This is a genomic window from Streptomyces sediminimaris (assembly GCF_047049295.1).
In the GTDB taxonomy this organism is placed as follows: domain Bacteria; phylum Actinomycetota; class Actinomycetes; order Streptomycetales; family Streptomycetaceae; genus Streptomyces; species Streptomyces sediminimaris.
Map to the genome: position 1 here is coordinate 3,844,264 of NZ_JBJWOT010000001.1, position 17,811 is coordinate 3,862,074.

Annotated in this window: 14 protein-coding genes; 8 read left to right on the plus strand and 6 right to left on the minus strand. The window is 73.8% G+C overall.

Annotated features, from left to right (window positions below):
- Positions 1 to 26: 26 nt before the first annotated feature.
- Entirely contained in the window at positions 27 to 293 is a 267-nt protein-coding gene (locus ACJ9NR_RS17700; RefSeq protein ID WP_412488535.1) for a DUF2530 domain-containing protein, read from the plus strand.
- 94 nt (positions 294 to 387) lie between these two features.
- The gene (locus ACJ9NR_RS17705) at positions 388 to 2,781 is read left to right on the plus strand and encodes an HAD-IC family P-type ATPase (protein WP_412488536.1); all 2,394 of its coding nucleotides are present in this window, start codon (positions 388 to 390) and stop codon (positions 2,779 to 2,781) included.
- A 40-nt stretch (positions 2,782 to 2,821) separates the two neighbouring features.
- On the opposite strand, the gene ACJ9NR_RS17710 is transcribed toward ACJ9NR_RS17705, so the two are convergent.
- Together ACJ9NR_RS17710 and ACJ9NR_RS17715 are read right to left on the minus strand one after the other, a co-directional pair.
- Complete coding sequence (locus tag ACJ9NR_RS17710) at positions 2,822 to 6,040, minus strand: sacsin N-terminal ATP-binding-like domain-containing protein (protein ID WP_412488537.1); 3,219 nt, start codon at positions 6,038 to 6,040, stop codon at positions 2,822 to 2,824.
- 452 nt (positions 6,041 to 6,492) lie between these two features.
- On the minus strand, positions 6,493 to 7,419 hold the full coding sequence (locus ACJ9NR_RS17715) for a DUF3027 domain-containing protein (protein ID WP_412488538.1): 927 nt from the start codon (positions 7,417 to 7,419) through the stop codon (positions 6,493 to 6,495).
- A 332-nt stretch (positions 7,420 to 7,751) separates the two neighbouring features.
- Here ACJ9NR_RS17715 and ACJ9NR_RS17720 point away from each other — a divergent pair, with 332 nt between their 5' ends.
- From ACJ9NR_RS17720 to ACJ9NR_RS17735, 4 genes are all read left to right on the plus strand, one after another.
- Positions 7,752 to 9,176 (plus strand): MFS transporter, encoded by a 1,425-nt coding sequence (locus tag ACJ9NR_RS17720; protein ID WP_412488539.1) that lies wholly within the window; start codon positions 7,752 to 7,754, stop codon positions 9,174 to 9,176.
- Positions 9,177 to 9,239: 63 nt separating this feature from the next.
- Positions 9,240 to 9,755, plus strand: coding sequence for a DUF2771 domain-containing protein (locus ACJ9NR_RS17725; protein WP_412488540.1), 516 nt, complete (start codon positions 9,240 to 9,242; stop codon positions 9,753 to 9,755).
- 11 nt (positions 9,756 to 9,766) lie between these two features.
- Positions 9,767 to 10,435 carry a futalosine hydrolase gene (locus tag ACJ9NR_RS17730; RefSeq protein WP_412488541.1) on the plus strand — a complete coding sequence of 223 codons (669 nt, stop codon included), beginning with the start codon at positions 9,767 to 9,769 and terminating at the stop codon, positions 10,433 to 10,435.
- Complete coding sequence (locus ACJ9NR_RS17735; protein WP_412488542.1) at positions 10,425 to 11,276, plus strand: 1,4-dihydroxy-6-naphtoate synthase; 852 nt, start codon at positions 10,425 to 10,427, stop codon at positions 11,274 to 11,276. The genes ACJ9NR_RS17730 and ACJ9NR_RS17735 overlap by 11 nt, the downstream gene beginning before the upstream one ends.
- Before the next feature lie 8 nt (positions 11,277 to 11,284).
- On the opposite strand, the gene ACJ9NR_RS17740 is transcribed toward ACJ9NR_RS17735, so the two are convergent.
- Positions 11,285 to 11,668, minus strand: a complete 384-nt coding sequence (locus tag ACJ9NR_RS17740) for a cold-shock protein (protein ID WP_404189326.1) — start codon at positions 11,666 to 11,668, stop codon at positions 11,285 to 11,287.
- A gap of 158 nt (positions 11,669 to 11,826) precedes the next feature.
- On the minus strand, positions 11,827 to 12,381 hold the full coding sequence (locus tag ACJ9NR_RS17745; protein ID WP_412488543.1) for a recombinase family protein: 555 nt from the start codon (positions 12,379 to 12,381) through the stop codon (positions 11,827 to 11,829).
- Between the two features lie 499 nt (positions 12,382 to 12,880).
- Here ACJ9NR_RS17745 and ACJ9NR_RS17750 point away from each other — a divergent pair, with 499 nt between their 5' ends.
- Positions 12,881 to 13,129 (plus strand): hypothetical protein, encoded by a 249-nt coding sequence (locus ACJ9NR_RS17750; RefSeq protein WP_412488544.1) that lies wholly within the window; start codon positions 12,881 to 12,883, stop codon positions 13,127 to 13,129.
- On the opposite strand, the gene ACJ9NR_RS17755 is transcribed toward ACJ9NR_RS17750, so the two are convergent.
- Positions 13,108 to 13,749, minus strand: a complete 642-nt coding sequence (locus tag ACJ9NR_RS17755; protein ID WP_412488545.1) for an HAD family hydrolase — start codon at positions 13,747 to 13,749, stop codon at positions 13,108 to 13,110. The genes ACJ9NR_RS17750 and ACJ9NR_RS17755 overlap by 22 nt on opposite strands.
- 254 nt (positions 13,750 to 14,003) lie before the next feature.
- The gene (locus tag ACJ9NR_RS17760; protein ID WP_412488546.1) at positions 14,004 to 15,008 is read right to left on the minus strand and encodes a hypothetical protein; all 1,005 of its coding nucleotides are present in this window, start codon (positions 15,006 to 15,008) and stop codon (positions 14,004 to 14,006) included.
- Positions 15,009 to 15,218: 210 nt separating this feature from the next.
- Between ACJ9NR_RS17760 and ACJ9NR_RS17765 the strand changes: the two genes are divergently transcribed.
- A complete protein-coding gene (locus ACJ9NR_RS17765; protein ID WP_412488547.1) occupies positions 15,219 to 17,765 on the plus strand; it encodes a helicase-associated domain-containing protein in 2,547 nt (848 codons plus the stop codon).
- Positions 17,766 to 17,811: the final 46 nt, after the last annotated feature.

The window sequence follows — 17,811 nt, forward strand, 5'->3', positions numbered from 1 at the left end:
ACATGATCGCCTCGTAAGCTGTCCCCATGGCGAAGTGGACACCCAAGCACGAGGCGCCGGAGCCCCTGGAGGGCCCCGTCGTCGCCACCATCACGGGCGGCACGATCCTCTGGTTCGTCCTCTTCCTGGCGCAGCTGCCCTTCTACGGCTGGTTCGACGACCACGGACACACGTGGTGGCTGTGGACCTGCCTCACCGGAGGCGTGCTCGGGCTGTACGGCGTCTGGTTCGTCAGAAAGCGGGACGCGGCGATCAAGCGGGCGGCGGCCGCGGAGTCGTCCCCCGCAGAGTGACGCGTACTACCACCGCACGAGAGCGCTCCTCCCCTGGTCGGATCTTCCGGACACTCGGCGGGTGAAGCCGCGAAGCGGCACGTACCGTCAAGGCATGCGGCACATCGACGCGGGCGCCGAGCTCGACCCTGTGCATCCCGTTCCCGTCCCGGTGAACACGCGCGGCCTGACCGCGGCCGAGGTCGCGGACCGGATCGCGCGCGGACAGGTCAACGACGTACCGGTGCGCAGCAGCCGGTCGATGGGCGAGATCGTCCGGGCGAACGTCTTCACCCGGTTCAACGCGATCATCGGCGTGCTGTGGCTGATCATGTTCTTCGTCGCGCCGATCCAGGACAGCCTCTTCGGCTTCGTCATCCTCGCCAACACCGGCATCGGCATCGTCCAGGAGTGGCGGGCGAAGAAGACCCTCGACTCCCTCGCCGTGATCGGGGAGGCGCGGCCGACGGTCCGCCGGGACGGCACCGCGGCCGAGGTGAGCACGTCCGGGATCGTGCTGGACGACCTGCTGGAGATCGGGCCCGGGGACAAGGCCGTGGTCGACGGGGTGTGCGTCGAGGCCGACGGGCTGGAGATCGACGAGTCGCTGCTCACCGGCGAGGCCGACCCGGTGGCCAAGCGGCCCGGGGACCCGATCATGTCGGGCAGCTTCGTCGTCGCCGGCGGCGGCGCCTTCCAGGCCACCAAGGTGGGACGCGAGGCCTACGCCGCCCGGCTGGCCGAGGAGGCCTCCCGGTTCACTCTCGTCCACTCCGAGCTGCGCACCGGCATCTCCACCATCCTCAAGTACGTGACGTGGATGATGATCCCGACCGCGATCGGCCTGGTCGTCAGCCAGCTGTTCGTCAAGCAGCACGGCTTCAAGGACTCGGTGGCGCGCACGGTGGGCGGGATCGTGCCGATGGTCCCGGAGGGCCTGGTCCTGCTGACCTCCGTGGCCTTCGCGATCGGCGTCATCCGGCTCGGCCGGAAACAGTGCCTGGTCCAGGAGCTTCCCGCCATCGAGGGGCTCGCCCGCGTCGACACCGTCTGCCTCGACAAGACCGGCACCCTCACCGAGGGCGGCATGGACGTCACCGAACTCCGGCCGCTGCAGGGCGCCGAGGAGTCCTACGTGCGCAAGGTGCTGGGCGCGCTCGGCGAGTCCGACCCGCGTCCGAACGCCTCCCTCCAGGCGATCATCGACGCCTACCCCGACGTCGAGGACTGGCGCTGCACGGAGTCCCTGCCCTTCTCCTCCGCCCGCAAGTACAGCGGCGCCTCCTTCAGCGAGGGCGACGGCGAGTCCAGCACGTGGCTGCTGGGGGCGCCCGACGTGCTCCTCGCCGAGGACGACCCGGCGCTCGCGGAGACCGCCCGGCTCAACGAGCAGGGCCTGCGGGTGCTGCTCCTCGCCCGGGCGGGCCGTGACCTCGACGACCCCGAGCCCGCGCGGGGCGCCCGCCCCACCGCCCTGGTCGTCCTCGAACAGCGGCTGCGCCCCGACGCCGCCGACACCCTGCGCTACTTCGCCGAGCAGGACGTCCACGCCAAGGTCATCTCCGGTGACAACGCGGTGTCCGTGGGCGCGGTGGCCGGGAAGCTGGGCCTGACCGGGCGCACCGTCGACGCCCGCCGCCTGCCCGCCGAGCCGGAGGGGATGGCGCGGGCGCTGGACGAGGGCACGGTGTTCGGGCGCGTCACCCCGCAGCAGAAGCGGACCATGGTGGCGGCGCTGCAGTCCCGCGGCCACACGGTCGCGATGACCGGCGACGGCGTGAACGACGTCCTGGCCCTCAAGGACGCCGACATCGGCGTGTCCATGGGCTCCGGTTCGGAGGCCACGCGCGCGGTCGCGCAGATCGTGCTGCTCGACAACAGCTTCGCGACGCTGCCCTCGGTGGTGGCGGAGGGCCGGCGGGTCATCGGCAACATCACGCGGGTGGCGACCCTCTTCCTCGTCAAGACGGTCTACTCGGTGCTGCTCGCGCTGCTGGTGGTGTGCTGGCAGGTGGAGTACCCCTTCCTGCCCCGCCACCTGACCCTGCTCTCCACCCTGACGATCGGCGTCCCGGCCTTCTTCCTCGCCCTCGCCCCGAACAAGGAACGGGCCCGGCCCCACTTCGTACGGCGGGTCATGCGGTACGCCATCCCGGGCGGGCTGGTGGCGGGCGCGGCCACCTTCGTGACCTATCTGGCGGCCCGCCACTACTACACGGGCCCGGGTCAGCTGGACGCCGAGACCAGCGCGGCGACCCTGACCCTCTTCCTGATCTCGATGTGGGTCCTGGCGATCATCGCCCGCCCCTACACCTGGTGGCGGATCGCCCTCGTCGCCGCGATGGGCGTGGCTTTCCTGTTCGTGCTCATGGTCCCGTGGCTCCAGCACTTCTTCGCCCTGAAGCTGGTGGGCATGACGATGCCGTGGCTCGCGGTCGCGGTGGCGGCGGTGGCGGCGGCCGCCCTGGAACTCCTGTGGAGGTGGGTCGGCCGCCGCTTCCCGGTGTAGGGCGTGTTTCGGACGTCCCGCCTCACCCGGGAGAGCCGGGTCAGTCGAACCAGCGGTCCCGGGCCAGCTCCCCGGTGCGGGAGGGGTCCTCCAGCAGGGCCGCCACCTCGAAGCGGCGCGGCCACTGGCCGGCCGCCCAGGCGAGCCCGGCGGCCACCCCTTCCAGGGTGGCGGCGTGCAGGGTGCCGTCGGAGGTCAGGCGCCAGTCCAGCCCGACGCCGTCGACGATGAGTTCCTCGTGCTCGACGTAGGCCGAGGGGGTGCGCGGGCCGAGCAGGACGCGCACCGGGTCCGGCACGTCGTGCTCGGCGCCCTCGGAGTGCACCTCACCGGTGACGGACTCGCTCAGGCGCCGCACCTGGAAGAGTTCGGCCAGTTCGGCCGCACGGGCCGGGCGTACCGGCAGCAGCGGGACGCCGCGGGTGAAGGGCAGCAGGTCGGGCGAGTCGACGACGACGGCCTCGGCGGCGTCCACCACCTCGACCCGCCCGTCGACGACGGCCCGCAGATCGTCCGGCAGGGTCACCTGCTCGGGGTCCAGCTCGGCCAACGCACCGTACAGGGCGTGCAGTTGGGCGCCGGTGACCACGCGTCCGGGGTCGGCGAGCCGGTCCAGCAGCTCGGCGGCGCCGCCCGGCTCGGCCAGCAGCGAGGACACGGACGTCCGTACGCCGAGCGCCCGCAGCACCTGCTCGTCCTCGAACCCGGTCGCGTCCGCCTCGTCGTAGAGGCCGCGCAGCAGCGGATCGCCGCCGGAGGCCAGCAGGCCGGCGGGCCGGCGGCCGTCGAGCACCGGGTGCCCGCGCAGCCACCAGGCGGTATAGGGCCGTACGGTCTCGTGCGTGCCGTCGGGCAGCAGGACCCGCACCGGCTGGGTGAGCGCGTCGCGCAGCGGCGGCCGCGCGAGCAGGGCCAGCGCCTGCGGCCACTTGTCGTCGTCCACGAGATCCAGGTCGCGCACGCCGAGCAGCTCGGTGGCGACGGGCGGTACGGGCGAGTCGGGGAACCGGTCGAGGACGTCCTCGCTCCACACGTCGACCGCGTCCAGCAGACCGGGGTCGTCGGGCTCGGCGAAGTCCCCCTCGCGGGGCTCCAGCTCGTCCGGGTCGAGGACGACGTCGGCGGCCCGGACGAGCGCGAAGTCGGCGAGCACGCCACAGGCGGTCAGCGGCTGCCGCCCCCACCGCCCGGCCAGCTCGGCGTCGACGGTCGCGAGTTCGCCCTCCCGCATGATCTCGTGGAAGGGGCTGCCGGGGAGCACGAGCTCACCGGCGGGCGCGAGTTCACCGTCCTCGTCGGGCAGGGCGAGGGCGCCCAGCCACGGCTCGTCGCCCGGGTCCAGTCCCGCGTCCCGCACGAGCGCGAGGACGGTCTCGGCCAGCTCCTCGGCGTCGGGCGCGTCCTGCTCCCAGTCCAGCCCGCCGTCGTCGTCGAGGGATGCGGCGACGGCCGCCCGCACCTGGGGGGTGGTGAGCACGGCGCGCGGCGTGGCGGGCAGCGCGCCCAGCTTCTCCAGCAGGGGATGGACCGCGTCCGGGTGGGCGACCTTCAGCCCGAGCCGGGCGAGCGTCTCCGGGGCGACGCGCGCGGCGTCCGGTCCCGGCAGCAGTACCTGCCGGGGCCCGATCGTGGTCCTGCAGCCCGCCGCGCCGGACGCCCGGGAGGTGTCCCGGGCCAGCGGCACGGGCAACCCGGACAGCCGGTCCGGGTCGACCCCGGCGAGGCTGTCGTAGAGCCGCCGCCACCAGCCGGGCTCCTTCTCCAGCCCGGCCAGCCGGTCGACGGCGTCGGTGAGCGGGACCCGGGCGACGCCCAGGGTCCGCAGCTCCACACGCCGTTCGAGTCCGGCGGGCAGCAGGGTGGGCAGCACCTCGGCGAGCACCCGCACGGTGTCCGCGCCCGCGCCCTCGACGACCTCGGCGTCCCGGGGCCGCAGGGCCTCGGGCAGATCGGAGTCCTCCTCACCGCGGGAGCCGGACTCGGAGCCGGACTCGGAGCCGGGCTGGGCAGCACCGGAGACCGCGGGGCCGGGCCCGGCGGCGGGCGGCAGGAAGGCGGTGCGCGGGAGCCTGTCGAGGATCGCCTGCCGCAGCGCCCCGTCCAGCTCGCCCTTGCCCAGCGGGCCGGGGACGAGACCGATGACGCCCTCGGTCACCGGCCGCCACGCGGCGAGGAGTTCCGCGTACGCGTCCGCCGCCCGCTGCACGAGGAAGTCGGTGAGGGGGCCGGCGGCCGCGTGCCGGCGCGTGCTGTCGAGGGGGAAGGAGGCGATGAGGAGCGCGGGCGCGCCCAGGGGCTCGTCGCTCGGCGTCGGGGCGTGTACCACCGGGCTGGTGCGCGGGCGCTCGGGGCTGCCGTCGGGCCCGGCGGGCACGGCCCAGGTGACGGACCAGTGGGGCCGCAGCCGCTCCTCCACCGGCCGGTCCGCCAGCAGGTCCGCGGTGAGCGGGCCGTGCGCGGCGGACGTGCGCCAGCGCGTGGTGCCGTGCCGGGTGTCCGCCACGACGGTGAAGGGCCCGTCGGTGCCGCGCCGCAGCGTGCGCGGGGCGTCGCCGCCGACCTCGATCACGACCTCCTCCAGGCCGGGCAGGGCGAGCAGGAGGGCGTCGTCGACGGCTTCGAGGAGGCGCTCGGCGAGGTCGGCGGCGGCCGTGTCGCGCAACGGCAGGATGACGGCGGTGTCGTACGGGTCGGGAGCGGTGCCCTCGGCCGCGAACGGCAGCCTCAGCAGCGGCACGTGCCCGTCCCGGCGCCGGATCTCGTCACCCAGCTCCCGGTTGTCGCGCGCCGTCCCGGCGGCCAGCTCACGGGCCTCGGCGAGGGACCAGCGGACGCCGCCGTGGCGGCCGACCACGGCGGGCTCGTCGGTGACGGCGAGCACGGCGGCGAAGCCGACGCCGAAGCGGCCGACGGCCGTCTCCCGGGCGTCCCGCTTCGCGGAGGCGCGCAGGGTGGCCAGCGACTCCACGCCGGCGGCGTCCAGGGGGGCGCCGGTGTTCGCGGCGACGAGGACTCCGTCGCGGAGGGTGAGGCGCAGACGGCCGGGCACCCGGGCGCGGGCCGCCGCGTCCGCGGCGTTCTGGGCGAGCTCCACGACGAGCCGGTCGCGGTAGCCGCCGAGGACCAGCTCCTCCTCGGCGTTGGCGTCCTCCCGGAACCGGGCGGGACTGGTGGCCCAGGCGTCGAGCACACCTCGCCTGAGCCGGGCGGTCCCGAAAGCGTCCGCACCCTCGGCTGCGGGCCGCACGAACTTGCTCACGTTGCTACTCCTCATCGGCCCTCGTCGACCCGTCGGCCCTCGTCGACGTGAGCACGAAGGTACCGCGAGATACCGAGGGGCTCCGCCCCGGATCGTGCGCCGGCAGCACCGTCTCGGCACGGGCCGACGTTTTCCAGCCCGTCCGGCGCTCGCGGACCCGGCCTTCCGGACCGGAAGCCCGGAAGGCCGGAAGCCCGGAAGCCCGGAAGCCCGGAAGCCCGGAAGCCCGGAAGCCCGGGAAGCCGGAAGCCGGGAAGCCGGAAGCCCGGGAAGCCGGAAGCCCGGGAAGCCGGAAGCCCGGAAGCCCGGGAAGCCGGAAGCCCGGGAAGCCGGAAGCCGGGAAGCCGGGAAGCCGGGAAGCCGGAAGAGAAGAAACGGGTGTTCCGGGGGCGCTGTTCCAGGGGCGCGGCCCCCAAAGGCACCCAGGCACCCACCCCCACCGGCCCGCGGAGCTACGAGTGCCCGAGCTCCGCCGCCGACTCGTCGGAGACGGCCGGTACGGAACCCGAGTCCGGCGCCGGCCGCAGCGGGAACGGATCCACCCGCGTCTCGTCGATCACCGGCGGAGCCGGCTGCGGCGGCCTGGGCATCACCGCCGCCTCGGAGTGGCCACCGCAGCCGTAGGCGAGCGAGACGACCCGCCCGTCGGCCGGGGAGAACTCGTTGGCGCAGACACCGAAGGCCTGCCCCAGCGAGCCGCCGATCGGCTGGAGGAAGCCGCAGCTGACACAGGACGCGGGCGCCGCCTGCGCCATCGGCGTCTTCGCGCCGTACGCCTCCTCCCAGCGGTCCGCGGCGATGTGCAGCCCGTAGCGGGAGAGGACCCGGGAGCGGCGCATCCCCAGTTCCTCGGCGACCGCCGCGATGGAGCCGCGGGCCGGGGCGACGGGCAGGCTCGCGGGCACGCCCGAGGTGACCTCCGCGTCCTCCGCCTCCGCCAGCTCCGCCATCTCCGCGGAGACGGCGGAGTCCGGCGCCGGCTGGTCCTCGCCGGAGTACCCCGGCTCCAGCCGCAGGTCCTCCGCGTCGGTCGGCAGCAGATCGCCCGGCCCCATGTCCCCGGGCCGCAGCCGCTCGCTCCACGGCACCCACTCCGGCGCCAGCAGCGCGTCCGGACCGGGCAGCAGGACGACCTCGTCCAGCGTGACGAACCTGGCACGGGAGGCACGCGCGACCGTCACCGCCCAGCGCCAGCCCCGGTACCCGAGCTCCTTGCACTCGAAGAAGTGCGTGACAACGCGGTCGCCCTCGGACTCCAGCCCCACGTGCTCGCCCACCACCCCGGGCGCGGCGGCCTCCTCGGCTGCGGCGCGGGCGAGGTCGACGGCCTCGGCGCACAGGCGGTCGGGGGTGCGGCTTCGCGTTGTCGCTGCGCTCACAGGTATCGCTTCTCTCCTACGCCGTCACTCGGGTGCGCCGGCCTGAAGGCGGTGGGAGCGGACGGAGCGGACCGAGGGACCGCGTCGACGTCCACGCCCGATCGCGCTCGGGCGCACCTCATACATCCATTCTGCTGGATGTCCGCAAGGCGCGCGGCCGAGAACGTTCGCCACGACGCGCTACGCACGCTACCTTCTCGCGACCGCTCGGCCTACACCGACGGGACGTTTCCCGTGCCCGAAACCTCCGGCGGACCGATCAACTCGCCAAGTACGCGCCCATACGCGCGGTAACCGCACTACACACGGGTTTCTCGGGGCACTATGACGGGGTGGCAGCCGCAAGGACACCCCCAGGGACCACCGGAGTCGGTGGGACCAAGGGCAGCGGTCGTGGTGGCGGTTCGGGCCGGTTCGGCGGGTCCGTCCGCGCGGTCGGCCGTGCCCTGCACTTCCCGGTGACCGGAGCAGCCCGCGGCATCAGAAAGGCGACCCACGCCCACGGCGCCGGGGAATCCGGCCTCGGCAAGCTGATCGAACTGCACGCGGTGAACGGCGCAGGCGACGTCATGATCACCGTCGCCCTCGCCTCGACGGTCTTCTTCTCCGTACCCACCGACGAGGCCCGCGGGCGCGTCGCGCTGTACCTCGCGATCACCATGGCACCGTTCACGGTCCTGGCCCCGGTGGTCGGCCCGCTCCTGGACCGGCTGCCGCACGGCCGCCGGGCCGCGATGGCGGGCTCCATGCTGGCCCGCGCGCTGCTCGCGCTGATCATCTCCGGCGCGGTCTCCACCGGCAGCCTGGAGCTGTACCCGGCCGCACTCGGCGTCCTCGTCGCCTCCAAGGCGTACGGCGTCGTGCGCAGCGCCGTCGTGCCCCGTCTGCTGCCACCCCGCTTCTCCCTGGTGAAGGCCAACTCCCGGGTCACCCTCGGCGGGCTCCTCGCCACCGGAGCCGCGGCCCCCATCGGAGCGGGCCTGCACGCGATAGGACCGCGCTGGCCGCTCTACGGCGCCTTCGTGATCTACATCTGGGGCATGTTCCTGTCCTTCTCCCTGGCACCGAAGGTCGACTCGGCGAAGGGCGAGGACATCGCCCTGCTCGCCGCGGACGAGGCACATCTGCACGGACCGCACCGCAAGGCGGTCAAGCGCCCCGGCCTGAGAACCGTGGGCAGCGCGGTCACGCACGCGCTCGGCGCCAACGCCACCCTGCGCTGGCTGTCCGGCTTCCTGACCTTCTTCCTCGCCTTCCTGCTGCGCGAGCACCCTCTGACCGGCTCCAGCGCGGCCGTGTCGCTGGGCATGGTGGCCGTCGCGGCGGGCGCCGGCAACGCGCTCGGCACGGCGGTCGGCTCGTGGCTGAAACAGCGGGCGCCGGAGATCATCATCGTGACGGTCGTGGCGATCGTGCTGGGCGCGGCGATCGTCGCGGCGATCTTCTTCGGCGCGCTCCTGGTGGCGTGCCTGGCCGCCGTCGCCGGGTTCTCGCAGGCGCTGGCCAAGCTCTCCCTGGACGCGCTGATCCAGCGGGACGTGCCGGAGCCGGTGCGCACCTCGGCGTTCGCACGCTCGGAGACCATGCTCCAGATGGCGTGGGTGCTGGGCGGCGCGATCGGCATCGTGATGCCGCTCAACGGCACGGCGGGCCTGTGCCTGGCCGCCGCGGTGCTCGCGCTCGGCCTGTTCACCACGGTCCGCGGTCTGCTCAGCTCGGCCCGGCACGGCGGCGCCGCACGGCCCCGCGTGGCCTAACGCACAGGCACGCCGCACACCCCGCGTGACGGAGCGGCCCAAGGCGCCAGATAGCCTTCCACCATGACCTCGATGCCACGCGGCGGAGCCGCAGATGTCACCGCCGCCGCTGTGCGACGCCGCCGGGCCGTCGCCGCCGTCGGCGCCGTATCCGCCGGACTGCTCGTGCTGTCGGCGTGCGACAAGCCGACGCCGCTGGCCACGATCACCGTCGGCCGCTCCTCCGTCAGCTCGGAGGCCACCTGCGGCGGCGAGGGCAAGACGCTGCAGACCGCCGCCCTGACCAAGTGCCTGCAGGACAAGAACGTCAAGTCCATCAAGGTCGACCCCGACGAGACCGTCCGCTTCGGCGTCGACCCCGACATCGCGGACAAGCGGTGGACGATCCTGATGAACGGTCAGCCGTTGACCGAGGACAGCGACAAGACCTACCGCACCATCCCGGGCAGCGTCTTCTTCAACGCCCAGTACGGCGCCCAGGGCAACTCCACCGTGGTCTCCATCAAGGCGGGCAACGGCAAGAAGAGCGGCACGGCGGTCACCGGCCTGTGGAACTTCAAGTTCAAGAAGGACGACTGACCGAGCCCGACATGTCCCGCGTACGTGTGCTCGTGGCCACCGCGGTCCCCGTCGAACGGGACGCGGTGGCCCAGGCGTTCCCGGGACACGGCCCCACCGTGATCGCGGCCGGGGTGGGCCCCGCCCTCGCCGCCGCCACCACGGCCACCGCCCTCACCACCGCCGCCCTGGAGGGCAACCCCTACGGCCTCGTGGTCTCCGCCGGGATCGCCGGCGGCTTCCAGCCCGAGGCCCCCCTCGGCTCCCTCGTCGTCGCCGACGAGATCACCGCCGCCGATCTGGGCGCGGAGACGGCGCAGGGATTCGTACCGGTCACCGAACTCGGCTTCGGGACCGTCACCCACCGGCCACCGGACGCACTCGTACGAGACCTCGTGGCCGCGACCGGCGGACACCCCGGAGCCGTACTGACCGTCTCCACGGTGACGGGGACCGCCGAGCGCGCCGCCGCCCTGCGCGCCCGCCACCCCCGCGCCCTCGCCGAGGCCATGGAGGGCTTCGGAGTGGCCGAGGCGGCCGCCGCGCACGGCGTGCCCGTGGTGGAGATCCGCGCGGTGTCCAATCCCGTCGGCCCGCGCGACCGCGCCGCCTGGCGCATCGGTGACGCCCTGACCGCGCTGACCGAGGCCTTCGGGAAGCTGGCGCCCGTCCTGGAGAGTTGGAACCCGCATGACCAGTGAGCAGCCCCTGCAGATCGCGTACTCGCCCTGCCCGAACGACACCTTCGTCTTCGACGCCCTCGCCCACGGCCGCGTGCCGGGCGCGCCCGCGCTCGACGTGACCTTCGCGGACATCGACATCACCAACGGCATGGCCGAGCGCGGCGAGTTCGACGTACTGAAAGTGTCCTACGCCGTCCTGCCCTACGTCCTCGGCGCGTACGCGCTGCTGCCCTGCGGGGGCGCGCTCGGCCGGGGCTGCGGGCCGCTGGTGCTGACCCGGGAGGCGGGCGCCGAGCTGGGCGGCCGTACCGTCGCCGTGCCGAGCGAGAAGTCGACGGCGTATCTGCTCTTCCGCCTCTGGGCCGCCGACACGGTCCCCGGCGGGGTCGGCGAGATCGTCGTGATGCCCTTCCACGAGATCATGCCGGCCGTGCGCGACGGAAAGGTCGACGCGGGCCTCGTCATCCACGAGGCCCGCTTCACCTACCAGAACTACGGGCTGCACAAGCTCGCGGACATGGGCGAGCACTGGGAGCACACCACCGGGCTGCCGATCCCGCTGGGCGCGATCATCGCGAAGCGGTCACTGGGCGCCGGGGCCCTGACGGGTCTGGCCGACGCGATCCGCACCTCCGTGCGCGCCGCCTGGGACGCCCCCGAGGCCTCCCGCCCGTACGTGATGGAGCACGCCCAGGAGATGGACCCGGCCGTCGCCGACCAGCACATCGGCCTGTACGTCAACGAGTTCACCGCCGACCTCGGTGAGGACGGCTACGCGGCGATCCGCGGCCTGCTCACCCGCGCCGCGGCCGAGGGACTCGTACCGCCCCTCGGCCCGGAGGCCCTGGAATTCCCGTGAAAGGGCGCTTACACGTCGAGCTGGTCGGCGACCGCGCGCAGCAGACCGGCGATCTTCTTGCCCGAGGTCTTGTCGGGGTAGCGGCCCTTCTCGAGCATCGGTGTGATGTTCTCCAGGAGGGTCGTCAAATCCTGCACGATGGAGGCCAGTTCGTCCGGCTTCTTGCGCGTCGCTGCCGCGACCGACGGGGTCGGGTCCAGAACGGTGACCGAAAGCGCCTGGTCACCGCGCTGTCCGGCGACCACACCGAACTCCACGCGCTGACCCGGCTTGAGCGCATCCACTCCGGCGGGCAGGACCGAGGAATGGACGAAGACGTCACCGCCGTCGTCACGGGAGAGAAAGCCGAAGCCCTTCTCACTGTTGAACCACTTGACCTTGCCAGTCGGCAAAGCACACACTCCCTCGATCCGTCCCGGACTGGCCGGACGCCCTTGAACTGCCGTTGAGACAGCCTACCGGGGGTCTCTCCACCCGGATACGCCTTAAAACGGCTATGAGCCCCTACCAGTGAAGGCAGAGGCTCAAAGTGGTGGGGGAAGTGTGACGGCTAACCGATGTGCCGGTAGAGCGTGGCGCGCGAGACTCCAAGAGCCTTGGCAATGGCACTGACGCTCTCCCCCTTGGCCTTACGAGCCTTGGCCACGGTGAGCAGATCCTCAGTGATGACGGTAGGGCGTCCACCAGTGCGCCCCTGAGCCTTGGCCGCATCCAATCCGGCACGGGTGCGCTCTGCGATCATGTCTCGTTCAAGCTCAGCGAAAGCAGCCATCACCGTGAAGAAGAACTTCCCCTCACCGGTAGGCGAGTAGGTACCGGAGAGTGTTCCCGTGAGGATTCGGAGCGCGATTCCACGGGAGCGCAGATCCTCAGCGATCGTCAGCACATCCTTAGTTGAACGGCCAAGCCTGTCCAGCTTCCAGACGCACAGGGTGTCTTCCTCTCGCGAGTAGTCGAGAGCAGCCAGCAGACCAGGACGCTCAGCGTTCTTCCCGGACATGGCGTCCTCAAAGGTCTTGGAGCAGCCAGCAGCCGACAGAGCGTCTTCCTGAAGCTGTGCGTCCTGAGCCTTGGTGCTCACTCGCTTGTATCCGATGACCGCCATTGCCGTTCCCCTCCCTGGTGACCCTTGCCGACACAGGAAATGTCTCATAACTCATCTCAAAACCTCAAGCCATCGAGAGGGGGCGGTTTCCACTGATCGTCTGCGGCCGGCGGACAGGCGGGCCGATCCTCGCAGTGACTTGCCGTCGACGGCGATCACCTGCCGTTTCCCCGAGACTGTTCCCGCGGTGTTCCGGGCGGTGAGGTAGGCGCCGACCGCTTGGTCCAAGGCGTCACCGTCGACGACCGCGAGCACGCGGCCGATCGTGGTCCGCGAGGGGGCACGGCGCCACCTGAGCGGATGCCGGCGGACTCCGACGGCCCGGCTCGACTTTGCCGGTAGGCACGTCTCGTACTCGTCGGAAAACTGCTTCGGAAACTGCTCTTGATAGCAGTGGGGCGGGCCGTCGCGGACCCGCCGGTACCAAGGCTAATGCTCTTCAGGCCGGTGACAGGACGTCGCCGCGTTGTTCCCTCGGGCAGGGAACTACCCTGGTCCGGTGCGTGACAAAACCCAGACGAATTCCACCGGGCCCGGTGACCGGCTGATCCGTGCCGGTGTCATCGTGTTCTTCCTCGGTGCGGTGGCCACAGTCGTCACAGTGGCTCCGCTCTTCCTCCATGCGAAGCCGTTTCCGACCTACATGTTCGGACTGAGCATGCTCATGGGCGTCGGCTTCCTGATGGCGGGGGCCGGGCTGCTCAGGTCGATCGCGGCGGGCCGCCGTCAGGCGCGCGCCGTACGGTAGCCCGCGAACCAGGCCGGGAACCGCGTGAGGTCGTCCAGCACCACGTCCGCGCCGGCCGCGCTCAACTCCTCGGCGCTGCACGGCCCCGTCGCCACGGCCAGCGACAGCGCGTCGGCCTTGCGCGCGCCGCGCACGTCGCCGAGGTGGTCGCCGACATAGACGCTCGCGCCGTGCTCGCGCAGCGCCTCTGCCTTCTGCTCGGCCCACAGGTCGCCCACGACCTCGTCGGGGTGGATGCCCACGTGCTCCAGGTGCAGCTTGGCGTTCGGCTCGTACTTGGCGGTCACCACGATCGCGCGTCCGCCGGCCGTCCGCACCGCGTCCACGGCCTCACGGGCACCGGGCATCGCGGGCGTGGCGGCGATGGCGAAGGCCGGGTACATCGAGCGGTACAGGTCGGCCATCTCCGCGAGCCGGTCCTCGGGGAACCAGTTGACGAGCTCCTCGGCGAGCGGCGGCCCGAGCCGGGTGACCGCCAGGTCGGCGTCGATGTAGGTCCCCGTCCGCTCCGACAGCGCCTGATAGCAGGCGCGGATGCCGGGACGGGAGTCGATGAGGGTCATGTCGAGGTCGAAGCCGACGGTCGGGGCGGAGGCAGTCGTCAGGGCCATATGGGCCATTGTGCCCAGGCGCCACGGCGAAAAGGCGTCCGGCGGGTGTGACCTACATCTTTCCGGCGGGACCCGGCTCCCGCCCTCCCGCCCGGGCCACGCCTCAGCCGGCCCGCGCCCCGAGGAACCACGCCTCAGCCGGACCACGCCCCGCCGGACCGCGGTCCTCCCGCCCTCCCGCCCGGGCCACGCCTCAGCCGGCCCACGCCTGGGCCACGCCTCCGCCGGGTCACGCCCCGCCTGGGTCACGCCCCGCCGCCGGGCTACGGCTTGCGCTGCGAGCGCCACACCACGTACAGGGCCGACAGCAGGGCCGCGCCGCGTACCACCCAGGGCCAGGTTCCGGCGATCGCGTCGCTCATGTGGCCCCGGGCGATGGGGGTGCCCCAGCGGCCGTCGTTCCTGCCCCACAGCCAGACGAGCCCGGCCGCGATCGCGAGGCCGGGCATGCCGGCGACCGCCCACTTCGACTCGTTGGGGGTCAGTCGGCGGGAGGCGTAGGCGATGAGCCAGCCGAGCAGCAGGGCGAACCAGTTGCCGAGGACCGCGCCGGCGACGAGCAGGCCGGCGGCGATCAGCAGCAGCGGGTTGCTCCAGCCGCCGGCGGGCAGCGGCAGGCGGCGGCGACGGGCCACGGGGGCGTCGACGACCGCGTCCTCCGCGGCCCGCCCGGCCTCCCCGGTGGCCGGTGCCTCCTCCGTCTCCGGCTTCTCCGGCTCCTTCGGCCGCGGCGGCCTGAGCAGGTCCGGGATCTCCACGCCGCCGGTGAACCCGGGCACGCTCTCGCCGAACGGGGTCGTCTCCACCCGCCACCAGTCCGGCTGGACGACGCTGGCGCCGAGTTCCGCGGCGCTCGCCAGGTGCGGGGGTGCGGGGCCGTGGTCGGGGGCGGGCGGCTCGGGCCGCGCGGGACGCGGGCGCGGCACCGCCCGGCGCAGGCTCTTCGGCAGGCGCCCGCCGCCGTCCGCCGGCTCGTCGTCCCGCTGCACCGGCACATGGGTGGGGGCCGGCGCCGGTACGGCGGGCGGGCCCGCGGCGGGGGCTCCCCCGGCGGCGGCGACGACCTCGTCGGGACTGCCGAGCCGGGAGAGGATGCGGCGGACCGCGGCGGGACTGTCGGCGGTCGACTTCGCCCGCCGCCGGTCGATCTCGTTGCGCAGCTCGGACACCAGCCGCATCCGGGCGGCCGACGGCAGCTGCCGCTGCTGCGCCACGTCGCCGACGCGGCTCAGATACTCGTAGACGACCTTGTCGCTCTCGATCCCCAACGAAGTCCCCTCCGGGGTCGGGCCCTTGTAAACCCCGCGGGACGAAGGTAGCGCAGGTGGGCATTCCCAGCCCGTACGGCGTTCGAGGACGAGACCGCCGGGACCGCCGAGGCGGCCGACGCCCATGAGACAGAGGAGGCCGGCGGGAGCGCGGGGGCGAAGCCCTCACGGGCGTCGGCCGCGACGCGGGCAGCCGCTAACGTGGGGCAGATGAGCACCCCGGCTCCGCGTTCACTCGCAGAGGCACTCCGCGGCAGGGACGACGCCTCCCTGGCGGAGCTGCTGCGCGCCCGTCCCGACCTCATCACCCCCGTGCCCACCGACCTCACCCAGCTGGCGACGCGGGCCGGGACGCGGGCCTCGGTCGTGCGGGCCCTGGAGCGGCTGGACCGGTTCGCGCTCCAGACCGCCCAGGCGCTGGCGGTGGCCGCGGACCCGGCCGGGTACGGCGACCTGCTCGCGCTGATGGCCGGCGACGAGGGCGACCCGGCGGTCGATGCGGCGCTGCCCCGCGCCCTCGGCACCCTGCGTGAGCAGGCCCTGGTGTGGGGCGCGGACGACCGGCTGCGGCTGGTGCGCACCGCCCGTGAGCTGCTCGCGCCGTCGCCGCAGCACCCGTCGCCGACCGGGCTCGGGCCGACGGTGCGGGAGGCGACGGCGGGCATGTCGCCGGGGCGGATCCAGGAGATCGTCACCACGGCCGGGCTGCCCTCGACGCACGACTCCGTCTCCGCCATCACCGCGCTCACCGACCTGTTCGGCGACCGGCGCCGTATGACGGCACTGCTGGACGGGGCGTCCGCCGAGTCGCGGGAGGTGCTGCAGCGGCTGGTGTGGGGGCCGCCGTACGGGCAGGTCACCGCCGATCCGGCGCCCCGGCTGCGCTGGCTGCTCGACCGGGGGCTGCTGCTTCCGACGGCGCCCGGCACGGTCGTACTGCCGCGCGAGGTGGCCCTGCACCTGCGCGGCGGCCGGGCGCACCGCACCACCGAGCCGCTGCCGCCCGGCCTGGAGGTGACGGGCACGCACCGTCCGCAGGTGGTGGACGCGACCGCGGCCGGGCAGGCGTACACCGCCGTGTCGACGGTGGAGGAGCTGCTGAAGGACTGGCACGAGGGCGGGCCCGCGGTGCTGCGTTCCGGCGGCCTGAGCGTGCGCGACCTCAAGCGCACCGCCGTCGCGCTCGACGTCACCGAGCCCGCCGCCGCCTTCTGGGTCGAGCTCGCCTACGCGGCGGGGCTGCTGGCCTCCGACGGGGAGGCCGACGAGCGGTACGCGGCCACCCCCGCCTACGACGAGTGGCTGGAGCTGCCGGCCGCCGAGCGCTGGGCGCGGCTCGCCGAGGCGTGGCTGACGGCGACCCGGACGGCGGGCGTGGTCGGCGGGCGGGACGCCAAGGACCGTACGTTGTCGGCGCTGGGTCCGGGGCTCGACCGCAGTGCCGCGCCGGAGGTGCGTCACCGGGTGCTGACCCTGCTGGCCGGGCTTCCGGAGGGGGCGTCGCCGTCCGCCGGTTCGGTGCTGGCCCGGCTGCGCTGGGAGCGGCCGCCGCGCGGGCCGGTGGGGCAGGAGGACGACCTGCGCGGGCGGCTCGCCGGATGGGCGCTGTCGGAGGCGGAGACGCTCGGCGTGACGGGACGCGGCGCGCTGTCGGAGCACGGACGCGCGCTGCTGGGGGCGCCCGCGCGCAGGCCCGCCGAGCCGTCCGCGCCCGGCGGATCAGGGACGGGCGCGGCGGGAGCCGGCGGGCCGGGCCCCGGCGACAAGCTCCCCGTCCACCACGTGCACGTCACCCTGGAGCCCCTCTCCCCCGCGGAGCAGGCCACCGCCTCCGCCGCGGCCGCCCGGCTGCTCGCGCCGCTGCTGCCCGAACCGCTCGACCACGTGCTGCTCCAGGCCGACCTGACGGCGGTGGCGCCCGGCCCGCTGCGACGGCCGCTGGCCGACACGCTGGACGTGCTCGCGGACGTGGAGTCCAAGGGCGGGGCGACCGTCTACCGCTTCACGCCCGGTTCCGTACGCCGCGCCCTCGATGCCGGGCGCACCGCCTCCGACCTGCACGCCTTCCTGGCCGCGCACTCCCGCACGCCCGTCCCGCAGCCGCTGACGTACCTGATCGACGACGTGGCCCGCAGGCACGGGCATCTGCGGGTCGGGGCGGCCTCGGCGTACGTGCGCTGCGACGACGACGCGATGCTGAACGAGATCCTCGCCGACAGGCGCGCCGCGGGACTGCGCCTGCGCCGCCTCGCGCCGACGGTCCTCGCCACCCGGGCCGACCCGGCCACCCTCCTCGACGGCCTGCGCGCGATGGGGTACGCACCGGCCGCCGAGTCGGCGGAGGGCGACGTCCTGATCACCCGCGCCGACGCCCACCGCACACCGCCCCGCAGCGCCCCCGAGCCGGTCCCGGACGGACCGCCGGCCCCCGACGCCACCCTCCTCGCCGCGGCGATCCGTGCGATCAGGGCCGGCGACCGGGCCTCCACCACCCCGCGCAGGCAGCCGCCGTCGGCGGGCGGCGACCTCCCGCGCACCAGCTCCGCCGAGACCCTCGCCACCATGCAGGCCGCCGCCCTCACCGGCGAGGCCGTCTGGATCGGGTACGTCAACGCCGAGGGCGCCGCCAGCCAGCGCGTCATCGCCCCCATCCGGGTGGAGGGCGGCTTCGTGACGGCCTACGACCACACGGCGGACGAGGTGCGCACCTACCCCCTGCACCGCGTGACCGGCGTCGCCGAGCTCGCGGAGGACTGATCCCGGACCGGTCACGGCCCGCGGCGATCACCGGGCCATAGGGCAC

Coding starts and splice junctions, on each gene's coding strand:
- ACJ9NR_RS17745 (WP_412488543.1), bottom strand. CDS start 12,381: ATGGCGGTCATCGGATACAAGCGAGTGAGCACCAAGGCTCAGGACGCA.
- ACJ9NR_RS17705 (WP_412488536.1), top strand. CDS start 388: ATGCGGCACATCGACGCGGGCGCCGAGCTCGACCCTGTGCATCCCGTT.
- ACJ9NR_RS17765 (WP_412488547.1), top strand. CDS start 15,219: ATGAGCACCCCGGCTCCGCGTTCACTCGCAGAGGCACTCCGCGGCAGG.
- ACJ9NR_RS17730 (WP_412488541.1), top strand. CDS start 9,767: ATGTCCCGCGTACGTGTGCTCGTGGCCACCGCGGTCCCCGTCGAACGG.
- ACJ9NR_RS17755 (WP_412488545.1), bottom strand. CDS start 13,749: ATGGCCCATATGGCCCTGACGACTGCCTCCGCCCCGACCGTCGGCTTC.
- ACJ9NR_RS17700 (WP_412488535.1), top strand. CDS start 27: ATGGCGAAGTGGACACCCAAGCACGAGGCGCCGGAGCCCCTGGAGGGC.
- ACJ9NR_RS17735 (WP_412488542.1), top strand. CDS start 10,425: ATGACCAGTGAGCAGCCCCTGCAGATCGCGTACTCGCCCTGCCCGAAC.
- ACJ9NR_RS17725 (WP_412488540.1), top strand. CDS start 9,240: ATGACCTCGATGCCACGCGGCGGAGCCGCAGATGTCACCGCCGCCGCT.